This window comes from Bordetella genomosp. 11, assembly GCF_002261215.1.
Taxonomy (GTDB): domain Bacteria; phylum Pseudomonadota; class Gammaproteobacteria; order Burkholderiales; family Burkholderiaceae_B; genus Bordetella_C.
On sequence record NZ_NEVS01000004.1, the window covers coordinates 2,189,057 to 2,214,871 of the forward strand.

Consider the following 25,815-nt stretch of genomic DNA (forward strand, 5'->3'; position numbering starts at 1 on the left):
CGCAATTCGGTTACCGGACCTGCCCCATGACCACCACCCGACGGCACCGCTGCGCCTGGGCCGAAGACGATCCGCTGATGCGCGACTACCACGACAAAGAATGGGGCGTGCCGCAACGCGACAGCCGCATGCTCTGGGAAATGCTGATGCTCGAAGGCTTCCAGGCCGGCCTGTCGTGGATCACCGTGCTGCGCAAGCGCGACGCCTTCCGCGAGGCGTTCGCCGGCTTCGAACCTGCCATCGTCGCGCGCTACGACGAGCGCGATATCGAACGGCTCATGGGCAACCCGGGCATCATCCGGGCCCGCGCGAAGATCCAGGCCACCATCGGCGGCGCGCGCATCTATCTGGACATGCAGGACAAGGGCCTGAGCTTCAGCGACTTCTGCTGGTCCTTCACCGATGGCCAACCCATCCTGAACGACGGCAAGACCTGGGTTGCCACCTCGCCGCTTTCCGAACGGATCTCCAGGGAACTGAAGCAACGCGGCTTCAAGTTCGTCGGGCCGACCATCGTCTATGCATGGATGCAGGCCGTGGGAATCGTCAACGATCACGCCATCGATTGCTTCCGGCGTTCGCCGGGAGCGCGATCGCGCTAGCCCGGCTGTCGCCTGCGCGCCGAACGAGGCGCGCCCTCAAGGGCGCGCCCGCTTCATCACCCCTGGATGAAGGCAAGCAGGTCCGCGTTGATCACATCGGCATGCGTGGTGCACATGCCATGCGGATAGCCCTTGTAGACTTTCAGCGTACCGTGCTTGACCAGCTTGGCGGACAGCAGCGCCGAATCCGCGATGGGCACGATCTGGTCGTCATCGCCGTGCATGATCAGGACGGGCACATCGATCTGCTTGAGGTCCTCGGTGAAATCGGTTTCCGAAAAAGCCTTGATGCAGTCGAAGTGGGCGTTGGCGGCGCCCATCATGCCCTGGCGCCACCAGTTGCGGATCACCCCTTCAGAGACCTTGGCGCCCTCGCGGTTGAACCCATAGAACGGCCCGCTCGGCACATCCAGGAAAAACTGCGCGCGATTCGCCGCCAGCGCCGCGCGAAAGCCGTCGAAGACTTCCAGCGGCAGGCCGCCGGGGTTCTTCTCGCTTTTGACCATGACGGGCGGCACCGCGCCTATCAGTACCGCCTTGGCCACCCGCCCCTTCCCATGGCGGGCCACGTAGCGGGTCACTTCGCCGCCACCGGTGGAGTGACCGATGTGCACGGCATCGCGCAGGTCCAGCGCGGCGGCCAACTCGGCGACGTCGGCGGCATATGTGTCCATCTCGTGGCCGGTCGCGGTTTGCGACGAACGGCCATGGCCGCGACGGTCGTGGGCGATCACACGATAGCCCTTGTGCAGAAAGAACAGCATCTGGGCGTCCCAATCGTCCGCGCTCAGCGGCCAACCATGATGGAAAACGATGGGCTGTCCCGTCCCCCAATCCTTGTAGAAAATTTCGGTGCCGTCTTTCGTCTTGATTTTGCTCATGGCGCATCCTTTCGAAGAGTCAGGTCAAAATGCCGCAGCGTGGGCAAGCCGGCCCCGCTGACCGGCGCTTGAAGGGTATACCGCGAACGCGCCGAGCGTCTATCGCCGAACGGTGACGTCAATCATCGGGATAGCGCCGGGCGATCGGGTGGCGCCGCCGCGCCGGCGGCAACCCCGCCGGCGGGGTTGCGGCGCTTGCGCCTCTTATACTTGGTCCCGGCCGACGCCGTCCGCTGCCATGGACACCGCTGCATGGCATACCTTGAATACGGCGCGAATCGCCCCATTTAATCGACCTTCCCTGTTTCCAAGGAGCGAACCATGCCCGACTATCGCAAAGATCCGGAAGCCATCTCCCGGCTCACACCCGAGCAATATCGGGTTACCCAGGAAAGCGCCACCGAACGGCCGGGCACAGGCGAATACCTGGACAACAAGGAACCGGGCATCTACGTCGATATCGTCTCCGGCGAACCGCTGTTCGCGTCGTCGGACAAATACGAATCCGGTTGCGGCTGGCCCAGTTTCACCAAGCCCATCGAACCGGCCAACATCAACGAATTGCGCGACACCACGCATGGGATGATCCGGACCGAAGTCCGTTCCACCCATGGCGACAGCCACCTCGGCCACGTATTCCCGGACGGGCCGCGCGACCGCGGCGGCTTGCGCTACTGCATCAATTCGGCATCGCTGCGCTTCATTCCCCGAGAGCGGATGGAAGCGGAAGGCTATGGCGCCTATCTCGATCAAGTGGAGGACATTCGATGAACCACGAACGCGCAGTACTCGCTGGGGGTTGCTTCTGGGGGATGCAGGATCTCATCCGCCGCTTCGACGGCGTGATTTCCACCCGGGTCGGATACACCGGCGGCGATGTGCCGAACGCCACCTACCGCAATCACGGCACGCATGCCGAGGCGATCGAGATCGTCTTCGATCCGGAAAAGACCAGCTATCGGCAGCTGCTGGAATTCTTTTTCCAGATCCACGATCCCACCACGCGCAACCGCCAGGGCAACGACGTCGGCACGAGCTATCGTTCGGCGATCTACTACACCAATGCCGAACAGAAGCGCATCGCCGAAGACACGATCGCGGACGTCGACGCATCGGGGCTGTGGCCCGGCAAAGTGGTGACGGAATTGGCCGAGGCCGGCCCGTTCTGGGAAGCCGAGCCGGAACACCAGGACTATCTGGAACGGATACCGAACGGCTATACCTGTCATTTCGTGCGGCCGAACTGGAAGCTGCCCCGGCGCCCGCAAGCCGCCAACGCCGGCTGACGCGGCGCCCAGCCCGGCTTAGTGCCGGGCTGGCGCGAGACTGGCCGGCATTTGGCGCGCGCGGCCGGCCAGCGCCCCGAACACCGCCATCACCATGGCCAGCACCACGCCGCCGATCATCACCGTATGCCAGTTGCCGGCCACGTCATGCGCCTTGCCGGCCAGCGTGGGACCGCAGGCGGCCAGCAGGTAGCCTATCCCCTGGGCCATGCCCGACAATCCGGCGGCCTGCTGCACGCTGGCCACGCGCAGGCTCATGAACATCAGCGACAGGATGATCGCGCTGCCGGAACCGGCGCCGAACAGAGCCGCCCACACCGTCGACCAGCCCGGCGCGTACATGAATCCCAGCAACGAGACGCCAATGACCAGGGCCATCGCGGCGGAAATCCATACTTGGTTCTTCATGCGGCTGACGACCGCGCCCAGCACCAGGCCGGGCAAGGCGCACGAGAGCTGCATCAGGCCGTGCATCGAGCCCGCCTCGGCGGCGGTAAAGCCCTGTTCCGTCAGGATGACCGGCAGCCATCCCGCCAGCACGTAATACAGCAGCGAGTTGATCCCCATGTATAGCGTCACCTGCCAGGCAATCGCCGAATGCCAGATACGCCCGCCGTGCGGCATGGCCGCGGTGCCCTTGGCCGGCGCGGTATGCGCGCCCAGCTGCGAGCGCCATATCGCCAGCGCGAGCAGCGGCAGCACGATGAAGCCGCCCAGCGCGGTGCGCCAGCCATAGGCATCGGCAAGCGGCACCGCGATCGCCGAAGCGCCGGCAGCGACCGCGCCCATCATCAGCGCACACATGCCCGTGACCGTCGGCACCCTGGCCGGAAAATCGCGCTTGACCAGGCTGGGAACGAGTACGTTCGCAACCGCGATACCGGCACCGATCAGCGCCGTGCCCACGTACAGGGCCCACAAGGGTCCCGCCCAGCGCACCCCCATGCCGGCGACCATAAGCACCAAGGCGCCGAACAGCGCGCGTTCCAGCCCGTAAGCGCGGGCCAGCAAGGCCGCGAACGGCGAAATAACGCCGAAGGCCACCAGGGGCAGCGTGGTCAACAGGCCGGCCTGGGCGCGTGTCAGGCCATAAGTGGCCTGGATAAGGTCCAGAACGGGAGCGACGCCCGTGACCGGCGCGCGCAGGACGCAGGCGATCAGCAGCAGACCGGCGAGAAGCAGCATCGGCCTGGCGACGGGAAGGCGTATGGTTTGCGAAGACATGGAATATCAACAACGGCAATGAACAAGACCCCGCTACCTTACCCTTCCCGGGTTCGCATGAATTTAGATACTATGCCAACAAATCTCTAAAATCTGCCAATCGCCACTACGGGTCCGCCCCCATGCTGCTGGAAGCACTGTTCAAGGACTTCAATCTGGATGGGGCCACGGGCCCGGTGATCGGCATACGCCTGGAAACCACGGATTACGGCAGCGAAATACCCGTGCATCGGCATCGCCAGGGCCAACTGATTCTGGCGTTGAAAGGCGGCGTAACGTGCGAAGTGGCCGGCGCCATCTGGATGGTGCCCCCGCAGTATGCCGTTTGGGTACCCGGCATGATGCCCCACAGGGTACGCGCCACCGCCAATGCGCGTATCTGCTACCTGTACGTCCAGCCCGGCGCCGGATGCCTGCCTTCCGATTGCTGCACCCTGGCGATTTCGCCGCTGGTACAAGCGCTTATCCTGGACATGGCCGGACAGCCAGCGGACTACGCGGCGGACAGTCCCACCGGCCGCAAGGCCGTCGTGCTGCTGGAAGAGCTGGCCACCATGCCGGTGGAGCATCTGCACGTGCCCACCTCCGACGAACCGCGCATGCGCAGGATCGCGACGATGCTTTCCGATCGCCCCGCCGACCGCCGCACGCTCGCGGACTGGGCAAGGCTGGTCGCCATGAGCGAGCGATCGCTGGCCAGGCTGGTTCGCCAGGAAACCGGCATGACCTTCGGCCGCTGGCGCCAGCAACTGCACCTGATCATCGCCCTGCGCCAGTTGGCCGCCGGCCAGACCGTCCAGCGGGTGGCCGAACAGTTGGGTTATGAGTCGGTGACGGCGTTTATCACCATGTTCAAGAAAGCCGTGGGCAAACCGCCGGCGAAATACTTCGCGTCCATCGGCTGAATCGGTCGCCGCGGCGGCGCCCGCCTCGTTCCCGGAAAGCGCCCATACGGCACACCGACGCGCCCCACGCCCTTTGGCCGCACATGCATCAGGAGCCCGCATCCATGTGGCCGCGGGCGACTTCGGCGAATACGGCGGCGAACCGGTCCACCAGGGACGATGCCGGTCGCCCGGCGCGCGTAATGCAGTAGTAGTCCAGCGTGACACCCGGCGTTACCGGGACGAAGCGCACGCGCCAGCGCGAACCCGCCAGCGCCGCGAACGAGGGCAGGACGGCCTGCCCCAGGCCGGCCTCTACCAGCGCCATCGCCGTTTCCAGGTGCGTTACCGTGCGCCCGCTCGCGCCGTCGCCAGGGACGGTCCGCAGCTTCCGATCGACCAGTTCCTGGATCGGATTGCCGCGCGGCAGCGAAACCAGGCCATGCCTGGGAATATCGTCCCAGGCGATCGGGGCCGCGGAACGCCGCATCCCGGGCGCCACGGCAAGCATGGGATGCCATTGGAACAGCGCCCGTCTCCGGATGCCGGACACACGATTGAAGAAAGCGCCGAAGCCCGCATCGAGTTCGCCGCTTTCCACCTGGCCTTGTATCAGGGCACGATCCAGGTCGGCCACGTCGATATCGGCTTGCGGCGCCTCGCGCCGCAAGCGCCGCAGTACTTCCGGAATCACGCTGCAGGCGATCAGCGGCGTGACGCCGATGCGGGCACGGTACCGGCCGGGCCGTTCCAGGCTGGCCATCTCGGCGGCAGCCGCGTCCAGATCGCGCAGGGTGCGCTCGACAATCGGGATGAACTGCCGGCCAGCCGGCGTCAGGCGGACGGTGCGCGTCGTCCGTTCGAACAGGCGGCAGTTCAGTTGATCCTCCAGCTCGCGCACCATGGCGCTCAAGCCGGACTGGGTAATGTGCAAGTGCTCCGCGGCTTTGGTGAAACTGGCGTGGCGGGCCACGGCCACGAAGGCATGCAACTGGCGCAAAGAGAAGTTCATCGGATCGGCCGAAGTGCCGCGAAGGCGATTAACAAATTTTAGTTGTTAACTGAACGAATAAAGCAGATTCACTTCTGAGACCCGTTTTGCTGAAATACCGCCTGTGCAACCCGGACAAGGAATTCCCCATGCAAAGCGATAGTGCAAGCCATCCCGATATCCTGATCGCCGGGGCGGGCCTGGGCGGATTGACGGCGGCCCTGGCACTGCTGCGCCGTGGATTCAAGGTGCGCGTGCTGGAACAGGCCGCGCAGCTGCGCGAGCTGGGCGCCGGTATCCAGCTCAGCGCCAACGCCAATCGTGTGCTGTTCCAGCTTGGGTTGGCGCAAGCGCTGGGCAGCGTGGCCAGTACCGCCGCGGGCAAGCGGATACGGCTATGGAACAGCGGACAGACCTGGCCGCTGTTCGACCTGGGAGCGGAATCGATCTCCCGCTACGGTTATCCTTATCTCACGGTCTATCGCGCCGATCTGCACGCGGCCCTGGTCGACGCCGTTCGCTCGCTGGACCCGAATGCCATCGAACTGAACGCACGCGTCGAATCGGTGCGGCAGGACGGCAATGCGGTGACCGCCACGCTGGCCGGCGGCGAGACCCGCCGGGGCAATGTCCTGGTGGGCGCGGACGGCGTGCATTCGCGCATCCGCGCGCAACTCTTCGGTGCCGACGACGCGGTATTTTCCGGGACGCTGGCCTGGCGCGGCGTTATCCCCGCCAACAGGCTGCCGGCGCATCTGCGCGAACCTTATGCGGTGAACTGGGTGGGGCCGGGAGCCCACGTCATCCACTATCCGCTGCGGCGCGGCGAACTCGTCAATTTCGTCGGCATCCTGGAACGCGACGACTGGCAGGTGGAGTCCTGGACCCAACAGGGTTCCGTCGAGGAATGCCTGGCCGACTTCGCGCGCTGGCATGACGATGTCCATACCCTGATTCGCGCGCTGGACCAGCCCTTCAAATGGGCGCTGATGCTGCGCGAACCGCTGCCCGTCTGGCGCCAGGGCCGTATCGCGCTCCTGGGAGACGCCTGCCATCCCACCCTGCCCATGCTCGCATCCGGGGCCGCGATGGCCATCGAGGACGGGTACATCCTGGCACGCTGCCTGGCCGAAATTCCGGGCGACCCCGCCCTGGCGCTGGCCCGCTATGAAGATCTGCGCAAGGAACGGACGGCCCGTGTCGTGCGCGGCTCGGCCGAGAACGCCCGCCGCTTCCACAATCCCGCGCTTGCCCATGCCGAGGGCGCCGCCGCCTACGTCGAACGCGAGTGGAACGAGCAGCGGGTGCGCGAACGGTACGAATGGTTGTTCACCTACGACGTCGACACGGTCGCCGTGCGCGAGCCGGCCCGCTAGCACCGTACCGGCTCGCGATACGCAGGCGCGGATGCCGGCGCGGGCCGGCCGGCTACTCAGGCATCCTGGCGCCGGTTCGCCCAGACCAGATCGATCAGCAAAGCCAGCACCATGGACGCCGTGCCTATCGTGAAAAGCAGGGCATAGTCGCCGCCGCTGTGGTTGAAAACGAAAGACAGCGCGTAGGCGGCGACCGCCTGGAACAGCGCGAAGGCCACGGTGGCCGTGCGCCAGGCCGGATTGCGATGGGCAGGATGATGCGCCAGCAGTTCATGCACGCGGCCCAGCACCAGCGGGACCGTCCCGGTAACGAATGCCCCGACCACCACGCTGGACGCCATCAACCAGGCCATGCCCAGTCCCAGCGCGGGAATCGCCACGCCCACGGCCTGTAGCGTGAAGGCCAGCCGCAGCGCGCGGCCGAAGCCGATACGATCGGCCAGCGCGCCCGCCAGCACGGGCCCGACTGTCGCGCCGATACCGAACAGCACCCAGTACTGGGCGCCCACCTGCAAGCCCTGTCCCAGTCCGCGCGCGACGTAATCCACCAGGAAAATCATGTGCGGCACCCAACCGGCGGCGTTCAGCGCGTACTCCGCATAAAGGGCCCGCAGCGCCGGAACGCGCGGCACCCGGTGTTGCCGCGGCCGCGGCGCCGCGGCAACGGTGGCCGAACCATGCGGATCGGCGTGCGCGGAGGCAGTCCGGGCCTGGGCGCCGCCGTCTCGGGCAGGCCCGGCCACCCGCTCGGCCTCGACGCCGTCGGGCCAACCCCGCCACGCAATGACGGTCAGGACGAGCGACAGCACGCCCAACCCCAGCCAGGTGTGCTGCAGGCTTTGGCGCAGCAGCAGCGGGACCAGGGTTCCCGAGGCCGCCACGCCGACGCCCACCCCCATGAAAATGACTCCGCCGGCCAGGCCGCGCCGCGCGGCGGGCACCAGGGGCAGGACCGTGGGCGCCGCCAGCACCATCAGCGCGCCGCCCGCCAGTCCGGAAAGAAAGCGCCACGCGAAGAACCACCCGAACGAAATGGGGAACGCACAGGCGAAAAAAGCGGCGGTTGCCAGCAGCATCATTGCCCGTAGCGTGAACGCGATCGGCACGCGCGCCGCGATCGGCCGGCCCAGCAATGCCCCGGCCAGATAACCCGCCAGGTTGGCCGCGCCCAGGTAGGCAGCCACCGAGGCGGCGAACCAGTGCGCGCCGACGATGGCCGGCAACAGGGGCGTATAGGCGAAACGCGCCAGTCCGATACCGACCAGGCTGGCGCAAAAACCCGCCAATGTGGCCCACCGGGCCCCCACCGCGCGCATATCGGTGATTTCGCCGCCGTCCGTCATGACCCTGTCCATGATGTCGTCCTCGCACGTCTGATGGTAAGAGCTTACGCGTGGGCAGGTATCTCCAGAAGCGACTTATTCAGATATAGGCTATCGATCCTGATGATATGGTGCTACGCTTTGGCAACGTATTTACACCCGGGAAATTCCATGGACGTCGCCGATCTCAAAACCCTGGCCGCCGTGGCCAGGCACGGCAGCATGAACAAGGCGGCCGGCGAGCTGCACACCGTTCAATCCAACGTCACCGCGCGCATCCGCGCGCTGGAGGACGAAATCGGCGTCCCCTTGTTTCAACGCCACGCGCGCGGGGTCACCATCACCGCGGCAGGCCAGCGCATGCTGCCTTTCGTCGGCCGCATCGCCAGGCTGCTCGCGGAAGCGCAGGCCGCGGCAAAGGACGACGGCGCCCCGGGCGGCGCGCTGGTACTCGGCGGCCTGGAAACCACCACGGCACTCCGACTGGCCCCGTTGCTGACCGAGTTCGCCCGCGCCTATCCGGAAGTCCGTCTGACCCTGGGGACCGGCACCACGTCCGGGCTGCTGCGCGACGTCGTGGAATGCCGGCTCGACGGCGCCTTCGTCAGCGGGCCGATCGATCACCCGGAAGTCCACCAGGAAAGACTCTTTACGGAAGAGCTGGTGCTGGTCACCAGCCCCGCCATACGGTCGATCAAGGATCTGGCCAACGTCGCGGATTTGAAAACCATCGTCTTCCAGCGCGGCTGCTCGTATCGGCAGCGCCTGGAAACCTTGCTGGCCGGCATGGGCATTGTCGTTGCCCGCCCGCTGGAATTCGGGTCCCTGGATGCCATCGTCAGCTGCGCGGGCGCGGGCGTGGGCGTGACACTGCTGCCCCGGGGCGTGGTGCAATCCGCGTTCGAAGCCGGACGCGTTTCCATGCACCGGCTGCCCCGCGATCAGGCACGCGCCGAAACCCTGTTCATCCGTCGCGCGGACAGCTACGTCTCCAGCGCCTTAACGGCCTTCCTGGACATCGCACGGCGCTTTCATCGTGTGCCGGAAAAGGATCGGGCCCCCGTGCCGATCTCGACGCTGGCGCCCAGGAAGCGCGCCTAGGACCGCCTCGACCCGCGGCCGCCACGCCCGCACGGGAAGCCCGCCATTGATTCAACGCCGGCGATCCCCGGCGCAAGACCGTCCTGCGTGAACCCATGCCGACCGGCGGTGACTCATCCCGCCCTGCCAGCCCGGCCTCCGCCGTGAGCGGCCCTCGCTTGGTTCCCCTCTTCAGGAAGTCTCGTGCGTTTGAATTCGATATTGTTTTCCATGGGCCTGATTGCCCTGATACTGACCACCGCGTGCACCTGGAAGCACGCGTACGACGTCGCCCAGGGTCGGCGGCAATTCCAATGCGTTCAGATAACGGATATGCAGGACCGGCAGCGTTGCATGGAAGAAAGCACCATGAGCTACGACGCCTACGAAAACGAACGCCGCAAGCTGCGCCCCTGATCCGGCCGTCCGGGGCCGTTCCACCCGCGGCAGACATCAGGACGTGGCGCTCGCGACCGCCGGCCTCTTGATGAAATCCACGAAGGCCTTCAATGGCGCGGGGATCAGGCGCCGGCCGGGGTAATAAAGAAATGGCCCGGAAAAGCGCGGCCACCAGGACGCCAGGACGGGTTTCAGCGCACCGCTATCCAAAAGCGGCCGCAGCCAATCCTCGAACAGATAAACGATCCCGGTCCCGGCAAGCGCGGCATCCACCGCCAGGTCGACCCCGCCGCCTATCCGAACGACCAGGGGGCCGTTGGGCTCGACACGCACCACTTCGCCATTCCGCTCGAATTCCCATGGCGGCATGGCGCCGCTCGGGAAGCGGCCGCGCAAACAGGCGTGATGCACCAGCTCGCGCGGATGCGCGGGCCGGCCATGTCGATCCAGATAGCCAGGCGAGGCGGCCGCCGCGAAGCGTTGGACGCGGGGGCCGATGGGGACCGCGATCATGTCCTGTTCCAGGCGTTCTTCGTAGCGTATGCCGGCATCGCAACCCGCGGCCAATACATCGACGAAGCTTTCCTCGGCGACGATATCGAGGACGATCTCCGGGTACGCGGCCAGGAAAGGCGGAACGATGGCAGGCAAGACCAGCCTGGCCACGCTGACCGGCACGTTCAGCCTTAGCGTACCGGCGGGCCTGTCGCGGAACCCGTTGACCGTATCGAGCGCCGCCTGGACTTCGTTCAAGGCCGGCGACAGCCGCGCGAGCAAGCCCGCGCCGGCTTCGGTCGGCGCCACGCTGCGTGTCGTCCGGTTGAGCAGCCGCACCCCGACCTGTGCCTCCAGGCGCCGCACCGCCTCGCTCAGTCCCGACGGACTCGTGCCGCTCGACCGGGCGGCATCGCGAAATCCGCCGGCACGCGCCACCGCGACGAAGGCGTTCAAATCGTTCAGGTCCACTTTCATCGATCGCCCGCCATTGTTCGATATTCCGCACAGCCCGTACGGATTGTATGGGATTATCGCGCGGCCTCAAGCTGGCTATCGTAAAGGCCTCGTTCACCGAAAAGGACTGCACCATGCCCTCCATCGATCAAGCCGGCACCCATGCACTCGGCCATCGCCAGGTAAAGCGGGTCGGGTACGGCGCGATGCAACTTGCCGGACCGGGCGTATTCGGCCCGCCCAAGGACCGCCAGGCCGCCTTGGCCGTTCTGCGCGAAGCCGTCGCATCCGGCGTCGACCATATCGACACCAGCGATTTCTATGGCCCGCATATCACCAACCAGCTGATCCGCGAAGCGCTTGCGCCCTATCCCGACGATCTGGTTATCGTCACCAAGATCGGCGCGCGCCGGGGCGACGACGGCGCCTGGCTGCCTGCCTTCACGCCCCAGGAGCTGACCCAGGCGGTGCACGACAACCTGCGCAACCTGGGACTGGACGTACTGGACGTCGTCAATCTGCGCATTATGTTCGACACGCATGGCCCCGCGGAAGGTTCGATCGAACCGATGCTCGCTCCGCTCGCGGCCCTGCAACAGCAGGGACTGGTGCGCCACATCGGGCTGAGCAATGTCACCGCCGCGCAGGTCGAGGAAGGACGCCGCATCTGCGACATCGTCTGCGTCCAGAACAACTACAACGTCGCGCACCGGGATGACGATGCCCTGATCGACGACTTGAACGCCGCCGGCATCGCTTATGTTCCCTTTTTCCCGCTCGGCGGCTTCAGCCCCTTGCAATCGTCCACGCTGTCCGATGTCGCGCGGCGGCTGGACCTGACGCCCTTCCAGGTCGCCCTGGCCTGGCTGCTGCGGCGTTCACCGAACATCCTCCTGATACCCGGCACATCGTCGCCGGCACACCTGAAGGAAAACCTGGCGGCCGGCGGCATACGGCTGCCGGACGATGCCATGCACGCGCTCGACGGCATCGCGGCGGGGTGACGTCCGTCGAAACGCCGGCAGGCCGCGTCATTTCGCGGCCGCGTGGTTCGCGGCCGAAAACCGAAGGCGAGCCCCACAAAGCGCACCGCGCATATCACGCGCGGCGCTTCAACGCATCCAGGCCCTCCGGCAGCTTCGCATTCGGGAAATGCGTGGATAGCGTGGTGTCGCGCCATTCCCGCCGTTCCTGCTCGCGCTCCGCCTCGGCCTGCTCGCAGACATACAACGCATCCCCGCCCAACAGCAGGCGCAGCGGCAAGTCGTCGCGGTTGGACAGCTCTACCAACAGAGCGGCGATCTTCGCCGGATCGCTCAGTTCCTTCCCCATATAACCGCCCAGCAGTTCGAGCACCCGGCCCACCGATGGTTCATAGTCGGGCAAGACATTGTCCCCCGGCGTCCTCGCGGTACGGCCCCACTCCGTGCGCATCCCGCCTGGTTCCAGCGTGCATACCTTGATCCCCAGGTGCGCAACCTCCTTCGCCACGACGTCGCTGAACCCTCCGACCGCCCACTTCGCGGCCTGGTAGGCCGACAGCCCCGGCGTCGAAGTGCGCCCGCCCACCGATGACACCTGGAAAATATGGCCACGCCGCCGCGCCCGCATGGCAGGTAGCGCCGCACGGGTCAGGTTGACCACGCCGAACAGGTTCGTTTCGACCTGGTCGCGAAAGTCCTCCGCCGTCATCTGCTCGAAGGGCAAAGTGTGGCCGTAGCCCGCGTTGTTCACCAGCACATCGAGTCGGCCGTAGACCGAAAGCGCAGTCTCCACCGCGGCCTGCGCGGCGTGCGCGTCCTTCACATCGAGCGCAACCGGGCGGATGCGATCCGGATGGCGTTCCACCAGGTCGGACAGCGTTGCGGGGTCGCGGGCACCCGCGACCAGGCAATCGCCGGCGGCCAGCACCGCTTCGCTGATGGAACGCCCCAGGCCGCGCGCGGCACCGGTAACCAGAAAGACTTTGGACATATCGGACTCCTTGATCGATTCCGTCATTTAATTGGTTAAGTACTCACTCATTTATAGACGCAAAATCCGCCCGCAACGCTATGCGGGCCGATCCCGCCCTTTTCAGTCCGCCTGCAATATGGCCCATAAGGCCTTGAACCCGCGGTCGCGGTAGACGTCGATATTGGCGGCATCGCGCGCGATGAATTCCATCGCCGTCTCCGCCAGCGAGGTAAAAAGCGCTCCCGTGAATACCTTGGCCGCCTCGGTCGGCGACTCTTTCGCGCCGGCGGCCCGCTCGCTCAGCATCGTCCTGATTTCGCTGAATCCCTCCGCGCCGGCCGCACGATGCTGCGCATCGATACGGCCGCTCACGTCAAGCTGCCGCAAGGCGCGGCGGCCATCCGGGTGGGCCAGGCCCCAGTCCAGGTAGGCATCCCATGCATGGCGAACCCTGCGCGCCAGCGAGGCGCGGCGCGGAAAGTCCGTCATCATCGCCTCCCGCAGCCCGGCCTTCAGGGACACGTACAGCTCGTTCAGCAAGGCGTCCTTGTTGGCGAAATAGGTAAACACGGTTCCTTCCGCGACGCCGGCCAGCTTGGCGATACGCGCCGTCGTCGCGGCGACGCCGTCCACCGCGAGGGCCTCTGCCGCCGCGGCCAGAATCGCCTCGCGCTTATCCTCGCTGCGTGGGCGCGCCATATGCCTTCCATAAATGAGTGACCACTCAATCATAAACCGGTGGGCACGAGATGGCAAGTCCCGTGGACGGCGTGTGCGGGACGCATCCCGCGGCCGCGGCGCTCGCCATCTCAAATAATGGGCGCGCCGCCGGTTACCGCGATGGTCGCGCCGGAGATGTAGCTGGCCTCGTCGGAGGCCAGCATCACATAGGCGGCCGCCAGCTCGGCAGGTTGCCCGGGACGCTTCATCGGAACCTGCTTGCCGAAGTCCTTGACCTTTTCCGGCGGCATCGTCGACGGAATCAACGGTGTCCAGATGGGTCCCGGGGCGACGCAGTTCGCCCGGATGCCCTTCTCCGCCAGCAACTGGGCCAGGCCGGCGGTGAAATTCTGGATCGCGCCCTTGGTCGCGGCGTAGGCGATCAGGCCGGGATTCGGGCGGTCCGCGTTGATCGAGGTCGTATTGACGATCGCCGCACCGGGCTTCATATAAGAGACCGCCGCACGCGTGATCCTGAACATGGCACCGATGTTCGTATCGAAGGTCTTGTTCCATTCCTCGTCGCTGATCGCTTCCAGCGACGGATAGGTCATCTGGTACGCCGCGTTGTTGACCAGCACATCGAGCCGGCCGAACTCCCGCATGGCCCGTTCGACGATTTCCTTGCAATGCGCCGGGTCCGTAATGTCCCCGCGCACCAGCACCGCCTTGCGCCCGGCTTCCTCCACCCAGCGCGCGGTCTCGCGTGCGTCGTCGTCTTCGGTGAGATACGCGATCAGCACATCGGCGCCTTCGCGGGCATAGGCGATGGCCACGGCCCTGCCAATGCCGCTGTCGCCTCCGGTGATGACGGTAGCCTTGCCGGACAGGCGTCCCGAGCCGCGATAGGTTTTCTCGCCGTGGTCGGGCTGCGGCGCCATCTCGGCGGTGCGCCCGGGGGTGTGGTCCTGCTGCTGGGCGGAAAAAGGCGGGGCGGGACGTTTCGTATCGGTCATGGCTATCTCCAAAGCGGCGAATTCGGATTCGTGGGGGGCTCCCGACCAAGCCTTCCCAGCAACCCGCAGACCCGGTATGGCCGGGCATCCGCGCGCCGCCAGCCCGCTCAGGCGCGGGCAGCAAAATTTGCAATGCTTCGGCAAGGCCCGGCGACAGCCCTTTCCCCGCACCGCGCCGTGGCCGACACGCGGGCCGGATGAGCCGGAAGTCTTGACACGCAAGTATTTGCTTGCCTATTATTCATGCAACCAAACACTTGCATATCCACATGGCGGAACGCCGCGATACCGACCTGCTGTTCAAGGCCCTGGCCGATCCCAGCCGCCGCAAGCTGCTGGACCTGCTGCACGCGCACGATGGCCGCACGCTGGGGGAACTATGTGAACACCTGGACATGACCCGCCAGGGCGCGACCCAGCATCTGGCCGTGCTCGAGGCAGCCAATCTGGTCGCCACCGTACGGCGCGGCCGCGAAAAACTGCACTTCCTCAACCCCGTACCGCTACAGGAAATCTACGAACGCTGGATAGCCAAGTTCGAGAAGCCGCGCCTGAAGGCGCTTTCAAACCTGAAACAACGCCTGGAGAAAACCGATGACTAGATCCACTTTTGTCTACGTGACCTACATCCGTACCACACCGGAAAAACTGTGGGCTGCGCTCACCGACGCGGAATTCATGAAGCAATACTGGTTCGGCATGCATTGCGAAAGCCAGTGGACGCCCGGATCCTCATGGAAGCTGGTTTCCGGCGATGGGATGCGGGTTTACGACGCGGGCAGCATCATCGAGGCCGACCCGCCGCGACGCCTGGTCATCCGCTGGCAACATCAGGAGCGGCCCGAACTGAAAGCGGAAGGCGAATCGCTGTGCACGATGGAGTTGCAAGCCGATGGCGCCGCGGTAAAGCTGTCCATTACCCACACCATCGACCGCGAACATTCGAAGTTCATCGAAGCCGTGTCGGGCGGTTGGCCCAAGATACTGTCCAACCTCAAGTCGCTGCTCGAAACCGGCTCCATCGTGCTGCCGGACCCTTATCCCGCCACTTCCGCCGGCGCGTGAAGCACATGGATTCGGTCACTCCGCGTCGGCCCCCATCAGGCGCAAGCTGCGCTTGAAGCTGGTTGGCGCTTGTCCGTATGTCCTGATGAACGCCCGCCGCATGCGGTCGCGGTCGGCGAAACCGGTATCGCGGGCCACGATATCCATGGGATGACGGCCGTCTTCCAGCATGGCGCGCGCAGCCTCCAGCCGCAGTGTCTCGACCGCCTTGGCGGGAGACTGCCCCGTTTCCTCGCGGAAGACACGGCTGAATTGGCGCGGCGACAGCCTCGCCGCATCCGCCAGCTCTTCGACAGTCAGGGGATTGCGCAGGTTTTCCTTGGCGTGGATCAATGCGCGCCTGATCCGGTCCGAGCGCGGCTCCAATTCCAACAGGGCGGAAAACTGCGATTGGCCTCCGGGACGCCGGTGATAGACGACCAGCCGGCGGGCCACCTCGCGTGCCAGGGGGGCGCCGTGATCGTCCTCGATCAGCGCCAAGGCCAGATCGATCGCCGCGGACATGCCGGCCGAAGTCCAGATGTTGCCATCCTGGACGAAGATACGATCCTCGTCGACCTGCACGCGCGGATAGCGTTCCCGCAGGCGACGGGCATGCGCCCAGTGCGTGGTGGCCGTGCGCCCGTCCAGCACCCCGGCCTCGGCAAGGACGAATGCGCCCGTACAGAGTCCCGCGAGCCGCCGTGCTTCCCGGGCGGCGCGCACGATATAGGCCTTTAGCGCGGGCGTCACCGGGCCCGGCAGCAGCTCTCCGGCCACCAGCAGCGTATCGGGCATGACGCCGAGCGCGACGGTCTCGATACCGGCGTTCATGGTGGAACGCACCATGCCGCCTTTTTCGGACAGGAAGGTCATGCGATAACCCTCGTGACCCAGCCGCGCATTCGCCATTTCGAATGCCGACAACGCGGATAGCCCCATTACCTGGAATCCATCCTCCAGGACCAAGCCGATCTGGCGCATGAGCCCCTCTTGTCTTGAAATGTCGGATGAGTGTATGCACGCCACTCCCCGCGGTCAAACGTCGATATCGGCCGCAATGTCTGTAAATGACGGATAAACGACATTTGAGATACGTCGGTTTTGCATCAAAGTGGCGCAATAGCTCCGGCGCATGGATATCCCCCGCGCCTGCACCATCGATGACGCGACCCGACATGAAACTCACTGGCAACACTATCCTCATCACCGGCGGCACCTCCGGAATCGGCCGCGCCCTGGCGCAAGCCTTCCACGCATTGGGCAATAAAGTCATCGTGGCCGGCCGGCGCAAAGCCCTGCTCGATGAAATCGGTGCCGCCCATCCCGGAATCGACGGCGTGGAGCTGGATATTTCCGATCCGAAGGACATCCTCCACGTGGCGGCCAGACTGATCGCGGACTACCCGGCCCTGAATGTCCTGATCAACAACGCGGGCATCATGCCGTTCGACAACCCCGCCGGCCTGATCGACGACGCGGTTTCCCGCGGCATCCTCGATACCAACCTGCTGGGTCCGATCCGGCTGACGTCCGCGCTCATCGAGCACCTGAAAGCGCAGCCGCGCGCGACGATCATCCATAACACGTCAGTATTGGCGTACGTCCCCATCGCCACCAATGCGGTGTACTCGGCATCCAAGGCGGCGCTGCATTCCTACGCACTGTCCCAACGCTTCATGCTGCGGGATACCAATGTGACGGTGCAGGAAATCGCGCCGCCATGGGTCGATACCGATCTCATCAAAAAGAGCGGCGATCCGCGCGCGATGCCGCTGGAGGCCTTCATCGCCGAAACGATGAAGGGTCTGGCAGGCGACCAACCGGAAATTTTCGTCGACGCCATTCGTGGCATGCGCGACAACCCCGGTGTGAACGAACACGCGTTCGTGCATGCGTTCAACCAAAGCATCGCCGAGAACCCGATTCCGGTATGAAAGCCGCCACGGAAACACTGGCCCCAGCCTGGTTCCTGGCGCTGGGTACCTTCGCCATCGGGACCGAAGGGTTCATGATCGCGCCGCTGTTATCCACCATGGCGGCGGATTTCTACATGAGCGTCCCGGAAGTGGCGTTGCTGGTCATCGTCTTTACGCTGACGATGTCCCTCAGTTCGCCGATTTCCACGGTGCTGAGCGCCCGCCTGAAGCGCCGCGATACCCTGCTCTTCGCCATGGCGATGTTCGCCGCGGGCAACCTGGTGGCGGCATGGTCGCCGCATTTCGGCGTACTGATGGGCGCGCGCGTCCTGATGGCGGTGGCCTCCGGCCTTTACGTGCCCAACGCGAATGCACTCGCCGGGGTCATCGTCTCGCCGCACAAGCGTGGGCGAGCGCTGGCGATCGTCAGCGGCGGCATGACACTGGCCATCGCCCTGGGCTTGCCCCTGGGCGCGGTGGTGGGCCATGCCTTCGGGTGGCGCGCGACCTTCCTGGCTGTCGGGGTCATGAGCCTGACGGCCATGGCCGGCATCCGCCTGGGCGTCGCGCGGGACGCCGGCGCCGCGATCCCGGTCGCGACGCTGGCGCAGCGAGCGGCCGTCGTTCGACAACCGGCCGTGCTGCGCCTGCTCGCCGTCAGCCTGTTCTGGTCCATCGGCGCCTACGCTGCCTACCCTTATATCGCGCCTTATCTAACGCATGTCCTGGGATTCGAAGCGGCCGGCATTAATGCGACCGTCTCGCTGTGGGGGCTGGCCGCCGCGCTCGGCGTCACGGCGGGCGGCACGCTGAACGACCGCTACGGCTCCAGGCGCGTGGCGCGCGCGTCGCTCCTCGTGCTCGCCCTTTCGTTCTGGCTGCTCGCGCTCGCAGCCGTGCTCGCGCCGAACGCGGCGCTCATTCCGGTACTGGTTGGCGTGGTGCTATGGGGCTTCACGGTCTGGGCTTTCTTCCCGGCCCAGATGGCACGCCTGATCGCCGCCGGAGATGCCTCGCAGGCATCGGTTGCCTTGGCCTTGAACACGTCGACGATGTATCTGGGATTCTCCATCGGCAGCGCCGTGGGAGCGGCCATCCTGGACCGCGGCGTCATCGCGGCGATAGGCGTATTCGCCGGCGCGGCGGAATTCTTGGCACTGGCCTTGGACCGCAGGGCCGGGGCCGCCGCCCATACCCCGCGGCCTTTGGCGGACGTCCCGTAGGATCGGCGGCCGCCGATCGCCGCTACACTGCATATCGTCCACCCCCTACCCGGCCGCCCGCGATGCCGCAAGCCGGGGCCACGGCCGATATGTCCTGCCCTCCGTCACTCCGCCCCGCCTTGCTAGGGCAGGTGCTGCGCACCGTTGCCCGGCCTTACCGTGTGGCCGCGATGGCCACGGCTTCGGCGGAGACCCTGGAAGCCAATCCGGCGACGATGCTGGCGGTGGCGATCGATCGCGCCCGCGCGGCCCAGGCTCAAGGTGACGCGCCGGATACGGCGCAGCAACACCTTTTCGTGCAAGCGCTGTCACGCCTGATCCGCGATGCCATGCGCGCGGAGCGCGGCGACCCGGCCTTTCAAGCCATGGTGCTCCGCCACCGCGTTGCGCACGTGCGCGAATACGCATCGCTGTCGGCCCACGCCGACAGCGATCGCCGGCGGGTACGCTCCATCGTCGACGCCGTCGCCCATCCGGGAAAAGGACGAGAGACAGCCCCGCTGCCCGCGCCACTGGCGCGCCTGCACGAGTTCGCGTCTTCGGCATCATGGACAGCGCTGGCCGCCGCTGCCCGGCAACTGACGCTCGCGACCGACACCGTGCCGGATGCCCGCCTGCAACGCGGCTTGGCCAGGCTGCTCGACAATCCGGCGCTGCAACGCTTGCAGCGCCTCGAAGCGCTGGCATCGGACGACCTGGTGCGCCAGCATCGGGCGCTACTGGACCGCAACGGTCCGCGCGCGGGCAGCGCCGCGGCCGTCGAACAGGGCCGAACCACGCAACAGCGCGGCGCGGCGGTCGAGGCATCGGCCGCGCAAGCGCTACATATGCTGGCCCGGCGCCTTAACGCGGCACAAGCCGCAGACGCCTACCGGGTCGTCACGTCCATGTGCGTGCCGGCATCGATTCCGGGCAGCGCCGATCGCGCCAAGACGGAATGGGACGCCGTGCTGCTGCGGCGCGCGGCGCCTATCGCGCGGATGCCTGGACCCGTCGCGCAGACCGCCGACGGTTGCGGCACGGCATCCGCCGCCGGCAACGCCGATGCTGGGGCAGAATGGGACGTATGCCTGCTGGTAGAGGCGAAGGCGTCCATCGACGCCGCAGCCACGGACTTTCCCCGCCTGTTGCGCGGCCTGCGCCTGCTGGCCGGGGCCGATGCCAACACCCTGTATCCCTTCACGACGCAACAAGGCGTCGTGTGCCTGCGCGGCGCCTCGCTGCGAACGCTCGATGCGGACACGGATGCGGATGCGGACGATATCGGCACGCCGGTGCTCTATTGCTGTGACGTACCCGCGGATGCGGCGCCACGGCTGCTCAGCGCCGCCAGCCGCATGCAACTGCTGTCCGCGCCGGCGAGTCTGGAGTACGCCAGCCGGCTGGCACGGAACCAGCCGGTGGACGCACTGCAACTGGCGCCGGTCTGGCAGGCATTGCTGAGCTCGCCCCGGTGGCACGCCGTGCTGCACCAGTACCAGACTCTGCGCCGCGCCCGCGCATTGATGGTCCATGTCGCGGATCTGGCAGCGGCGATCGACGCACTGCCCGTGGATCCCTAGACCAGGCACCTCCGCGCGTGGAAGCCGACGCTTCCCACGGCGATGGAGCAAGGGCTCGTCACCGGCTATCCACGGGCATCGCGCGACGCGACGCCGCCCAGAACAGCAAGGCAGACAGGCTCACCGCGGCGCCCAAGGCACATACCCCCGGCCAGCCGGCATGGGCATAGGTGACCGTCGTGCCTATTGCCCCCAAGCCGCTGCCCACCGCATAGAAAAGCATGTACAGCCCGATCAACCGGCCATGGGCCCGCGGACCCGCGCGCAGGATCATGCTCTGGTTCGTCACGTGCAAGGCCTGGCCGCCGAGGTCGAGCAATACGATTCCGACCAGAAGCGCCCACAACGACCGGTCCACTTGCGAAAGCGGCCACCAGGCAAGCAGCAGAACGGCCAGGGCCATCCCGCTGACACGCTGGCCCAGGCCCCGATCGGCCCAGCGTCCCGCGCGCGCGGCGGCCAGCGCGCCGACGGCGCCCACCAGGCCGAAAGCGCCGATGGTCGTGTGCGAAAAGCTCCATGGCGGCGTGCTCAAGGGCAATACCAGCGCGCTCCAGAAGATATTGAAAGCCGCGAACATCAGCAAAGCCAGCACGCCGCGGATCTGCAGCACCCTCTCCTTGCGCAGCAAGGTAAACATCGAAGCGATCAAACTTCCATATCCCGGCACATCAGGCGCGACCGCCAGCACCGGCAGGCGCCGCCATAGCGGAACGGCCAGCGCCAGCATCAATACCGCCGAGCAGAAGTAGACGCCGCGCCAACCCGTCAGGTCGCTCACCGCCCCGGCAAATACACGGGCAAGCAGTAGGCCGACGAACACGCCGCTCTGCGCTGCCCCGACCACCCGGCCCTGTTCCCCGTGGCCTGCGGCACTGGCGGCATAGGCGATCAGGCCCTGGGTCATCGCGGTACCCAGCAGGCCGACGGCCAGCATCCCGGCCAGCAGTACCGGGGTGGCGGACGCCAGCCCTACGAGGCAAAGCGCGCAGACCAGGCCCGATAGCTGCACGGCCATGAGCCAGCGACGATCCAGGCGATCTCCCAGCGGCACCAGCAGCAGCAAGGCCAAGGCGCAGCCCAACTGCGTGGCGGTGATCACGCCCCCGACTGCCGCATGGCTTATGCCGAAGTCCGAAGACAGCGCGTCCAGCAACGGCTGCGCATAGTAGACGTTTGCCACGCTCAGGCCGCTGGCCGCCGCGAACAGCAGCACAAGGCCGTTCGACATGCCTGCCTGCCGCGCGGACGCGGCACTGGCGCGCCGTAATGAAGACACGCTGCTCATGACCCCCATACCAGTTGCAAAACAAAACCAGATGGATCGTAGACGCATTGGTTTTAAATTGCAACCAGAATGGCGGATGCGGTTTTGCTACTCGCGCGCGAGTGAGACCAGTTCGCCGTTGAAGCGCGGTGCATCCTCGTAGAAAGTGGCATGGCCCACTCCCTGGTACAGCGAAAGCCGCGCCTGCGCGATTTTCGAGGCGGTATGCCGGCTCATTGCAACCGCGGAGATCTGGTCCTGCTCGCCGTGAGTGACCAGGACAGGGATCCGGACCTGCTGCAGGACATCATCGTATTGCGCCGGACGGCCGCCCAGCAGCTTACGCACGGCAACCGGCGTCTCATTGTTGAAGCGCACCATCTCGGCCATCGCGGCCGCCGAGGGCTGATGTTCGAAACACGCGCGCAGGAAGGCTTCCGTGCCGCGTTGCGCGGTGGCGGGGTCATCCGACAGCATGTCGATGAGCAGCGCATAGGAACGTCCCAGCGTGGCGCGGTCGCCGGTGGAAGTCGCCGCCACGTAGTTGATCGCGTGCAGTTCTCCGTCGCCGTAGACGCCCAGGTAGTCGTTGATGACCCGTCCTCCATAGGACCATGCCACCACCGATGGCTTGGCACGGCATGTTGCATGGATCACGGTATGCAGATCGTCCGCCCATCTTCGCGGATCGCGGTAGGCTTCCGGTACCAGCGGCTTATCCGACTGCCCATGGCCGCGCAGGTCATACGCCACGAGATGGAAATCGCGAAGCAATAGGGGATCATGCCATTGCCTGTCCCAGCTTTCGTGGCTTTGCGAGAATCCATGGACGAATACGATGGGCGGGCCGGCGCGATTGCCGGCCTCGAACACGGCAAGGGCGACACCGTCGCTGGCCGCGGAGCGAATCATGCGCGGTCGCGCGCTATCGCCTGTCTGCCCCGCCCATGCGACGGGCGTGGTCGCGCACGCCGCCAGCGCGGCGCAGGCTTGCTTCAGCATGCGGCGGCGCGCCAGATTGTCCAGTGCCATCGTTGTCTCCTTTATCGTTGTCCAGTGCGCCGCATCGAGCGTCACGGCATCGCCTTATGGCGATCGCCGTCGGAAAGGGCGGCGACGTAAGGCTATAGACGAATGACGATGGCTGGAAATGAAAAATATCGCGATGCATGATCGACCCCGTCGATGGATGCCGCTTCAAGACCCCCTCATGCGCCGCCCAGCATCAGATCCAGGTTTTGCACGGCGGCACCGGATGCGCCCTTGCCCAGGTTGTCGAAGACGGCGGCCAGCAGCACCTGCCCGCGCCGGGCGTTGACGAACACGGCCAACCTGAGGTCGTTGGTTCCATTCAATGCCAGCGGATCGAGATGCGTCGTCGCTTCGGCCTGCGCCAGCGGCATCACCTGGACATGGGCCTCGCCGGAATACCGGCTCGCCAGGCAGGCGTGCAATCGTTCGCCGTCGACGCCGGCCGGCAGCAGGCGCAACTCGATGGGTACCGTCAGCACGATCCCCTGCCGATACGCGCCATAGGCCGGCACGAAGAAGGGCCGGTGCTCCAGATCCGCATGCAGTTGCATCTCTGGCGTGTGCTTGTGCTCCAGTGCCAGTCCATACACCTGGGAAGGCGCCACGGACGGCGATGCGCCTGCCTCGTGGGCCTCGATCGCCGCCCTTCCCCCGCCCGAGTATCCGGAGATCGCCGAAACGGCCACCGGATAGTCGCGGGGCAACAGGCCGGCCTGCACCAACGGCCGCAGCAGGGCGATCGCCCCGGTCGGATAGCAGCCCGGATTGGTGACACGTACCGCCTCGGCGATGCGCCGCGCCTGTCCCGCAGCCATCTCCGGAAATCCATAGACCCAGTCGGGCTGAGTACGGTGCGCCGAGCTCGCGTCGATGACCCGCACGTTCGGATTCTCGATAAAGGCCACCGCCTCGCGCGCGGCCGCGTCAGGCAGGCACAGGATCGCGATGTCGCAATCGTTGATCGCTTGCGCGCGCTGCCGGGCATCCTTGCGTTCCGCCGCGGGCAAGGTGATCAGCCGCAGGTCGCCGCGGTCCCGCAGGCGGTCGTGGATCTGCAACCCGGTCGTGCCCTGGTCGCCGTCGATGAATACGGTTGGAAGATTCATGGCTTCGCGCCCTCGCGTTGTATGTGCCGATGGGATTGCCGTATATTCACCTCAATCCGAGAATAGGAAAACTTGAATTTCCTGATCGACAGATGCAGGAATTCTGAACAAGGATGCCCGATGCGCGAGATCAGCCTGGACCGCCTGCGCACGCTCGTGGCGATTGCCGACCACGGGTCCTTTGCCGCCGCCGCGCGGCTGCTGCACCTGGCGCCCCCCACGGTCAGCCTGCATATCGCCGAGCTCGAGCGCCGTATCGGCACCGCTTTGCTGTCCCGCCGGCGGGGCAACGTGCGGCCATCGGCGGCGGGGGAAATGCTGGTGGAACGGGCGCGCCGGCTGCTGTCCGAAGTCGAATCCACGCTGGACGACGTCAGCCGTCAAGTGCAAGGGCTGGCCGGACGCGTTCGGCTGGGCGCCTCCACTGGCGCCATCGCCCATCTATTGCCGCAGGCGGTGGAACGGCTGCGCAAGCACCATCCGGATATCGAAGTGCAGATCGCCGTGCTTACATCGCAGGAAACGCTGGCGCGCCTCGCGCAGGGCAAGCTGGACGTGGGCCTGGTCGCCCTGCCCCAGGCGCCGGTCGCCGGCCTGTCCATCCGGCCGTGGCGGCGCGATCCGGTGATGGCATTCCTGCCCTCCGCCTGGCGTGCCCCGGCCCGCGTCACGCCAGCGTGGCTCGCGCTACGGCCGCTGATTCTCAACGACGCCAGCACCCGCCTGTCGCGGCTGACATCCGAATGGTTCGCGGTGGGTGGCTACCGGCCGGCGCCGCGCATCGAGCTGAACTACAACGACGCCATCAAAAGCCTCGTCGCGGCGGGCTATGGTGCCGCGCTGCTGCCGCACGAGGCAGGCGCGCAGCAGCCGGATACGCGTGTCGCCCTGCGCCCGCTGCGTCCCGCCCTCTGGCGCGAACTTGGTATCGCCCATCGCGCCGGGCCCGCCGAACGCGCGACGCAACATGTACTGGACGCGTTGTGGGAGTTGAAAGGACGAGGCGAAGGCTGACGGGCTCGGGCGGACCGGCGGCTTGCCCGATGTGCGGCCGGCATCAATGCGACGAGACATAATCCGACCGGGCGGGTTCCGGCGGCATGGCGAACCCTTCCCGCATCCGCTTCGTTTCGGCGGCGGGGGTCAGCCCGAAGAGCCGCTTGAACTCCCGATTGAACTGTGAAGGGCTCGCGTATCCGACGGCATGGCTGGCGGCCTCCGCGGTCATTCCCTGGCGCACCATCAACAAACGTGCCTGGTGCAGGCGGGTGGACTTCACATACTGCATGGGCGACGTGCGCGTGATGATCTTGAAGTGACTGTGGAAGGTGGGCACGCTCATGCCCGCCTCATGGGCCAGTTGCCCAAGGTCCAGCGGCTGCGCATAGGCGCTGTGGATACGACGCAGCGCCTTGCCGATTTTCCCGAACTGGCCCTGCATGGCCAAGGCGGAGCGCATCGCCTTGCCCTGCGCGCCTGTCAGGACGCGAAAGTACAGTTCCCGCACCAGGGCGGGCCCCAGGATCGCGGCGTCGAGCGGCCGATTCATCGCGTCCAGAAAGCGCATCACCGAGACCCGCAACGGCGCGTCCATGCGACTGGACATCATGCTCCGGGGAACCTCTTCGGGCGCCGGCGTCCGCTGCTGATCGATCTGCATCGTCAACTCGGCGGCAAGGCGGAAGTCCAGATGCATGTAGATGGCCAGCAGGGGCCGCTGCGGCGTCCCCTCGGATTCCATCGTAAACGGCACCGGCACGGACACCGCCAGATAGTGCTGTTCGTCGTACAGGTAGACCTCGCCGCCGAAGAAGCCCCGCTTGCGTCCCTGGCAAACGATGACGATGCCAGGGTCGTACAGGACGGGGACGCGCGACAGGGGACGATCCGAACGCAGGATGCGCACATCGGGCAGCGCCGTCAGGTTGTATCCCTCGTCGGGCGCCAAGGCGCGCACCAAGGCGGCCATGCGCTGCTGCTCGTCGCGCGGCCGGGCCTGGCGATTTTGTTCATCTCCGCACACGCTCATAAGAA

The 25,815-nt window shown here is 66.2% G+C and carries 27 protein-coding genes; 14 read left to right on the forward strand and 13 right to left on the reverse strand.

What is annotated here, in order from left to right:
• Window positions 1–26 precede the first annotated feature (26 nt).
• Window positions 27–602, forward strand: coding sequence for a DNA-3-methyladenine glycosylase I (locus tag CAL28_RS17395; RefSeq protein ID WP_094842543.1), 576 nt, complete (start codon window positions 27–29; stop codon window positions 600–602).
• A 56-nt stretch (window positions 603–658) separates the two neighbouring features.
• Here the strand turns inward: CAL28_RS17395 and CAL28_RS17400 are convergent, their stop codons facing one another.
• Window positions 659–1,483 carry an alpha/beta fold hydrolase gene (locus CAL28_RS17400; protein WP_094842544.1) on the reverse strand — a complete coding sequence of 275 codons (825 nt, stop codon included), beginning with the start codon at window positions 1,481–1,483 and terminating at the stop codon, window positions 659–661.
• A 321-nt stretch (window positions 1,484–1,804) separates the two neighbouring features.
• Between CAL28_RS17400 and msrB the strand changes: the two genes are divergently transcribed.
• On the forward strand, window positions 1,805–2,254 hold the full coding sequence (gene msrB / locus CAL28_RS17405; protein WP_094842545.1) for a peptide-methionine (R)-S-oxide reductase MsrB: 450 nt from the start codon (window positions 1,805–1,807) through the stop codon (window positions 2,252–2,254).
• Entirely contained in the window at window positions 2,251–2,769 is a 519-nt protein-coding gene (msrA, locus tag CAL28_RS17410) for a peptide-methionine (S)-S-oxide reductase MsrA (protein ID WP_094842546.1), read from the forward strand. The genes msrB and msrA overlap by 4 nt, the downstream gene beginning before the upstream one ends.
• An 18-nt stretch (window positions 2,770–2,787) precedes the next feature.
• Here the strand turns inward: msrA and CAL28_RS17415 are convergent, their stop codons facing one another.
• Window positions 2,788–3,993 (reverse strand): MFS transporter, encoded by a 1,206-nt coding sequence (locus tag CAL28_RS17415; RefSeq protein WP_176464029.1) that lies wholly within the window; start codon window positions 3,991–3,993, stop codon window positions 2,788–2,790.
• Between the two features lie 122 nt (window positions 3,994–4,115).
• Here CAL28_RS17415 and CAL28_RS17420 point away from each other — a divergent pair, with 122 nt between their 5' ends.
• On the forward strand, window positions 4,116–4,898 hold the full coding sequence (locus tag CAL28_RS17420; RefSeq protein WP_094842547.1) for an AraC family transcriptional regulator: 783 nt from the start codon (window positions 4,116–4,118) through the stop codon (window positions 4,896–4,898).
• 88 nt (window positions 4,899–4,986) lie between these two features.
• On the opposite strand, the gene CAL28_RS17425 is transcribed toward CAL28_RS17420, so the two are convergent.
• Window positions 4,987–5,889: a LysR family transcriptional regulator gene (locus CAL28_RS17425; protein WP_094842548.1), complete on the reverse strand. Its 903-nt coding sequence runs from the start codon at window positions 5,887–5,889 to the stop codon at window positions 4,987–4,989.
• A gap of 128 nt (window positions 5,890–6,017) precedes the next feature.
• On the opposite strand from CAL28_RS17425, the gene CAL28_RS17430 reads away from it, so the two are divergent.
• Window positions 6,018–7,244, forward strand: a complete 1,227-nt coding sequence (locus CAL28_RS17430) for an FAD-dependent monooxygenase (RefSeq protein ID WP_094844689.1) — start codon at window positions 6,018–6,020, stop codon at window positions 7,242–7,244.
• A 56-nt stretch (window positions 7,245–7,300) separates the two neighbouring features.
• Here the strand turns inward: CAL28_RS17430 and CAL28_RS17435 are convergent, their stop codons facing one another.
• Window positions 7,301–8,587, reverse strand: coding sequence for a YbfB/YjiJ family MFS transporter (locus tag CAL28_RS17435; protein WP_094842549.1), 1,287 nt, complete (start codon window positions 8,585–8,587; stop codon window positions 7,301–7,303).
• Between the two features lie 150 nt (window positions 8,588–8,737).
• Here CAL28_RS17435 and CAL28_RS17440 point away from each other — a divergent pair, with 150 nt between their 5' ends.
• Entirely contained in the window at window positions 8,738–9,667 is a 930-nt protein-coding gene (locus CAL28_RS17440; protein WP_094842550.1) for a LysR family transcriptional regulator, read from the forward strand.
• Window positions 9,668–9,850: 183 nt separating this feature from the next.
• A complete protein-coding gene (locus CAL28_RS17445) occupies window positions 9,851–10,063 on the forward strand; it encodes a hypothetical protein (RefSeq protein WP_094842551.1) in 213 nt (70 codons plus the stop codon).
• Between the two features lie 36 nt (window positions 10,064–10,099).
• Here CAL28_RS17445 and CAL28_RS17450 read toward each other — a convergent pair whose 3' ends face one another.
• Entirely contained in the window at window positions 10,100–11,017 is a 918-nt protein-coding gene (locus CAL28_RS17450; protein WP_094842552.1) for a LysR family transcriptional regulator, read from the reverse strand.
• A gap of 113 nt (window positions 11,018–11,130) precedes the next feature.
• Between CAL28_RS17450 and CAL28_RS17455 the strand changes: the two genes are divergently transcribed.
• Window positions 11,131–12,000 carry an aldo/keto reductase family oxidoreductase gene (locus tag CAL28_RS17455; RefSeq protein ID WP_094844690.1) on the forward strand — a complete coding sequence of 290 codons (870 nt, stop codon included), beginning with the start codon at window positions 11,131–11,133 and terminating at the stop codon, window positions 11,998–12,000.
• A gap of 94 nt (window positions 12,001–12,094) precedes the next feature.
• Here CAL28_RS17455 and CAL28_RS17460 read toward each other — a convergent pair whose 3' ends face one another.
• The 3 genes from CAL28_RS17460 to CAL28_RS17470 form a co-directional block, all read right to left on the reverse strand.
• Window positions 12,095–12,970 (reverse strand): SDR family NAD(P)-dependent oxidoreductase, encoded by an 876-nt coding sequence (locus CAL28_RS17460; protein ID WP_094844691.1) that lies wholly within the window; start codon window positions 12,968–12,970, stop codon window positions 12,095–12,097.
• 102 nt (window positions 12,971–13,072) lie between these two features.
• The gene (locus CAL28_RS17465; RefSeq protein WP_094842553.1) at window positions 13,073–13,651 is read right to left on the reverse strand and encodes a TetR/AcrR family transcriptional regulator; all 579 of its coding nucleotides are present in this window, start codon (window positions 13,649–13,651) and stop codon (window positions 13,073–13,075) included.
• 110 nt (window positions 13,652–13,761) lie between these two features.
• Complete coding sequence (locus CAL28_RS17470; RefSeq protein WP_094842554.1) at window positions 13,762–14,628, reverse strand: SDR family oxidoreductase; 867 nt, start codon at window positions 14,626–14,628, stop codon at window positions 13,762–13,764.
• A 269-nt stretch (window positions 14,629–14,897) separates the two neighbouring features.
• Between CAL28_RS17470 and CAL28_RS17475 the strand changes: the two genes are divergently transcribed.
• Together CAL28_RS17475 and CAL28_RS17480 are read left to right on the forward strand one after the other, a co-directional pair.
• Complete coding sequence (locus tag CAL28_RS17475) at window positions 14,898–15,230, forward strand: ArsR/SmtB family transcription factor (RefSeq protein WP_094842555.1); 333 nt, start codon at window positions 14,898–14,900, stop codon at window positions 15,228–15,230.
• Window positions 15,223–15,693, forward strand: coding sequence for an SRPBCC family protein (locus CAL28_RS17480; RefSeq protein ID WP_094842556.1), 471 nt, complete (start codon window positions 15,223–15,225; stop codon window positions 15,691–15,693). The genes CAL28_RS17475 and CAL28_RS17480 overlap by 8 nt, the downstream gene beginning before the upstream one ends.
• 15 nt (window positions 15,694–15,708) lie before the next feature.
• Here CAL28_RS17480 and CAL28_RS17485 read toward each other — a convergent pair whose 3' ends face one another.
• Complete coding sequence (locus CAL28_RS17485; protein WP_094842557.1) at window positions 15,709–16,656, reverse strand: GlxA family transcriptional regulator; 948 nt, start codon at window positions 16,654–16,656, stop codon at window positions 15,709–15,711.
• Between the two features lie 194 nt (window positions 16,657–16,850).
• Here CAL28_RS17485 and CAL28_RS17490 point away from each other — a divergent pair, with 194 nt between their 5' ends.
• The 3 genes from CAL28_RS17490 to CAL28_RS17500 all read left to right on the forward strand — a co-directional run bounded on the left by CAL28_RS17490 (window position 16,851) and on the right by CAL28_RS17500 (window position 20,376).
• A complete protein-coding gene (locus CAL28_RS17490) occupies window positions 16,851–17,609 on the forward strand; it encodes an SDR family oxidoreductase (RefSeq protein WP_094844692.1) in 759 nt (252 codons plus the stop codon).
• Window positions 17,606–18,814, forward strand: a complete 1,209-nt coding sequence (locus CAL28_RS17495; RefSeq protein ID WP_094842558.1) for an MFS transporter — start codon at window positions 17,606–17,608, stop codon at window positions 18,812–18,814. The genes CAL28_RS17490 and CAL28_RS17495 overlap by 4 nt, the downstream gene beginning before the upstream one ends.
• Window positions 18,815–18,903: 89 nt before the next feature.
• Window positions 18,904–20,376, forward strand: a complete 1,473-nt coding sequence (locus CAL28_RS17500) for a 3-deoxy-D-arabino-heptulosonate 7-phosphate synthase (protein WP_094844693.1) — start codon at window positions 18,904–18,906, stop codon at window positions 20,374–20,376.
• Window positions 20,377–20,434: 58 nt separating this feature from the next.
• Here CAL28_RS17500 and CAL28_RS17505 read toward each other — a convergent pair whose 3' ends face one another.
• The 3 genes from CAL28_RS17505 to argC all read right to left on the reverse strand — a co-directional run bounded on the left by CAL28_RS17505 (window position 20,435) and on the right by argC (window position 23,781).
• A complete protein-coding gene (locus tag CAL28_RS17505) occupies window positions 20,435–21,607 on the reverse strand; it encodes an MFS transporter (RefSeq protein ID WP_254926156.1) in 1,173 nt (390 codons plus the stop codon).
• A gap of 144 nt (window positions 21,608–21,751) precedes the next feature.
• The gene (locus CAL28_RS17510; protein WP_094842560.1) at window positions 21,752–22,675 is read right to left on the reverse strand and encodes an alpha/beta fold hydrolase; all 924 of its coding nucleotides are present in this window, start codon (window positions 22,673–22,675) and stop codon (window positions 21,752–21,754) included.
• 176 nt (window positions 22,676–22,851) lie between these two features.
• Window positions 22,852–23,781 carry an N-acetyl-gamma-glutamyl-phosphate reductase gene (argC, locus tag CAL28_RS17515; RefSeq protein ID WP_094842561.1) on the reverse strand — a complete coding sequence of 310 codons (930 nt, stop codon included), beginning with the start codon at window positions 23,779–23,781 and terminating at the stop codon, window positions 22,852–22,854.
• 120 nt (window positions 23,782–23,901) lie between these two features.
• On the opposite strand from argC, the gene CAL28_RS17520 reads away from it, so the two are divergent.
• Window positions 23,902–24,795 (forward strand): LysR family transcriptional regulator, encoded by an 894-nt coding sequence (locus tag CAL28_RS17520; protein ID WP_094842562.1) that lies wholly within the window; start codon window positions 23,902–23,904, stop codon window positions 24,793–24,795.
• Between the two features lie 43 nt (window positions 24,796–24,838).
• Here CAL28_RS17520 and CAL28_RS17525 read toward each other — a convergent pair whose 3' ends face one another.
• Entirely contained in the window at window positions 24,839–25,810 is a 972-nt protein-coding gene (locus CAL28_RS17525; RefSeq protein WP_440588393.1) for an AraC family transcriptional regulator, read from the reverse strand.
• Between the last annotated feature and the right edge of the window lie 5 nt (window positions 25,811–25,815).

Excerpts from the sequence above, each read along its gene's own strand:
- CAL28_RS17425 (WP_094842548.1), bottom strand. The coding sequence starts at position 5,889 with ATGAACTTCTCTTTGCGCCAGTTGCATGCCTTCGTGGCCGTGGCCCGC.
- msrA (WP_094842546.1), top strand. The coding sequence starts at position 2,251 with ATGAACCACGAACGCGCAGTACTCGCTGGGGGTTGCTTCTGGGGGATG.
- CAL28_RS17450 (WP_094842552.1), bottom strand. The coding sequence starts at position 11,017 with ATGAAAGTGGACCTGAACGATTTGAACGCCTTCGTCGCGGTGGCGCGT.
- CAL28_RS17460 (WP_094844691.1), bottom strand. The coding sequence starts at position 12,970 with ATGTCCAAAGTCTTTCTGGTTACCGGTGCCGCGCGCGGCCTGGGGCGT.
- CAL28_RS17485 (WP_094842557.1), bottom strand. The coding sequence starts at position 16,656 with ATGCGCCAGATCGGCTTGGTCCTGGAGGATGGATTCCAGGTAATGGGG.
- CAL28_RS17435 (WP_094842549.1), bottom strand. The coding sequence starts at position 8,587 with ATGACGGACGGCGGCGAAATCACCGATATGCGCGCGGTGGGGGCCCGG.
- CAL28_RS17440 (WP_094842550.1), top strand. The coding sequence starts at position 8,738 with ATGGACGTCGCCGATCTCAAAACCCTGGCCGCCGTGGCCAGGCACGGC.
- CAL28_RS17520 (WP_094842562.1), top strand. The coding sequence starts at position 23,902 with ATGCGCGAGATCAGCCTGGACCGCCTGCGCACGCTCGTGGCGATTGCC.
- CAL28_RS17505 (WP_254926156.1), bottom strand. The coding sequence starts at position 21,607 with ATGTCGAACGGCCTTGTGCTGCTGTTCGCGGCGGCCAGCGGCCTGAGC.
- CAL28_RS17510 (WP_094842560.1), bottom strand. The coding sequence starts at position 22,675 with ATGGCACTGGACAATCTGGCGCGCCGCCGCATGCTGAAGCAAGCCTGC.
- CAL28_RS17480 (WP_094842556.1), top strand. The coding sequence starts at position 15,223 with ATGACTAGATCCACTTTTGTCTACGTGACCTACATCCGTACCACACCG.
- CAL28_RS17525 (WP_440588393.1), bottom strand. The coding sequence starts at position 25,810 with ATGAGCGTGTGCGGAGATGAACAAAATCGCCAGGCCCGGCCGCGCGAC.
- CAL28_RS17475 (WP_094842555.1), top strand. The coding sequence starts at position 14,898 with ATGGCGGAACGCCGCGATACCGACCTGCTGTTCAAGGCCCTGGCCGAT.
- argC (WP_094842561.1), bottom strand. The coding sequence starts at position 23,781 with ATGAATCTTCCAACCGTATTCATCGACGGCGACCAGGGCACGACCGGG.
- CAL28_RS17495 (WP_094842558.1), top strand. The coding sequence starts at position 17,606 with ATGAAAGCCGCCACGGAAACACTGGCCCCAGCCTGGTTCCTGGCGCTG.
- msrB (WP_094842545.1), top strand. The coding sequence starts at position 1,805 with ATGCCCGACTATCGCAAAGATCCGGAAGCCATCTCCCGGCTCACACCC.
- CAL28_RS17470 (WP_094842554.1), bottom strand. The coding sequence starts at position 14,628 with ATGACCGATACGAAACGTCCCGCCCCGCCTTTTTCCGCCCAGCAGCAG.
- CAL28_RS17415 (WP_176464029.1), bottom strand. The coding sequence starts at position 3,993 with ATGTCTTCGCAAACCATACGCCTTCCCGTCGCCAGGCCGATGCTGCTT.
- CAL28_RS17420 (WP_094842547.1), top strand. The coding sequence starts at position 4,116 with ATGCTGCTGGAAGCACTGTTCAAGGACTTCAATCTGGATGGGGCCACG.
- CAL28_RS17395 (WP_094842543.1), top strand. The coding sequence starts at position 27 with ATGACCACCACCCGACGGCACCGCTGCGCCTGGGCCGAAGACGATCCG.
- CAL28_RS17455 (WP_094844690.1), top strand. The coding sequence starts at position 11,131 with ATGCCCTCCATCGATCAAGCCGGCACCCATGCACTCGGCCATCGCCAG.
- CAL28_RS17465 (WP_094842553.1), bottom strand. The coding sequence starts at position 13,651 with ATGGCGCGCCCACGCAGCGAGGATAAGCGCGAGGCGATTCTGGCCGCG.
- CAL28_RS17490 (WP_094844692.1), top strand. The coding sequence starts at position 16,851 with ATGAAACTCACTGGCAACACTATCCTCATCACCGGCGGCACCTCCGGA.
- CAL28_RS17500 (WP_094844693.1), top strand. The coding sequence starts at position 18,904 with ATGTCCTGCCCTCCGTCACTCCGCCCCGCCTTGCTAGGGCAGGTGCTG.
- CAL28_RS17430 (WP_094844689.1), top strand. The coding sequence starts at position 6,018 with ATGCAAAGCGATAGTGCAAGCCATCCCGATATCCTGATCGCCGGGGCG.
- CAL28_RS17400 (WP_094842544.1), bottom strand. The coding sequence starts at position 1,483 with ATGAGCAAAATCAAGACGAAAGACGGCACCGAAATTTTCTACAAGGAT.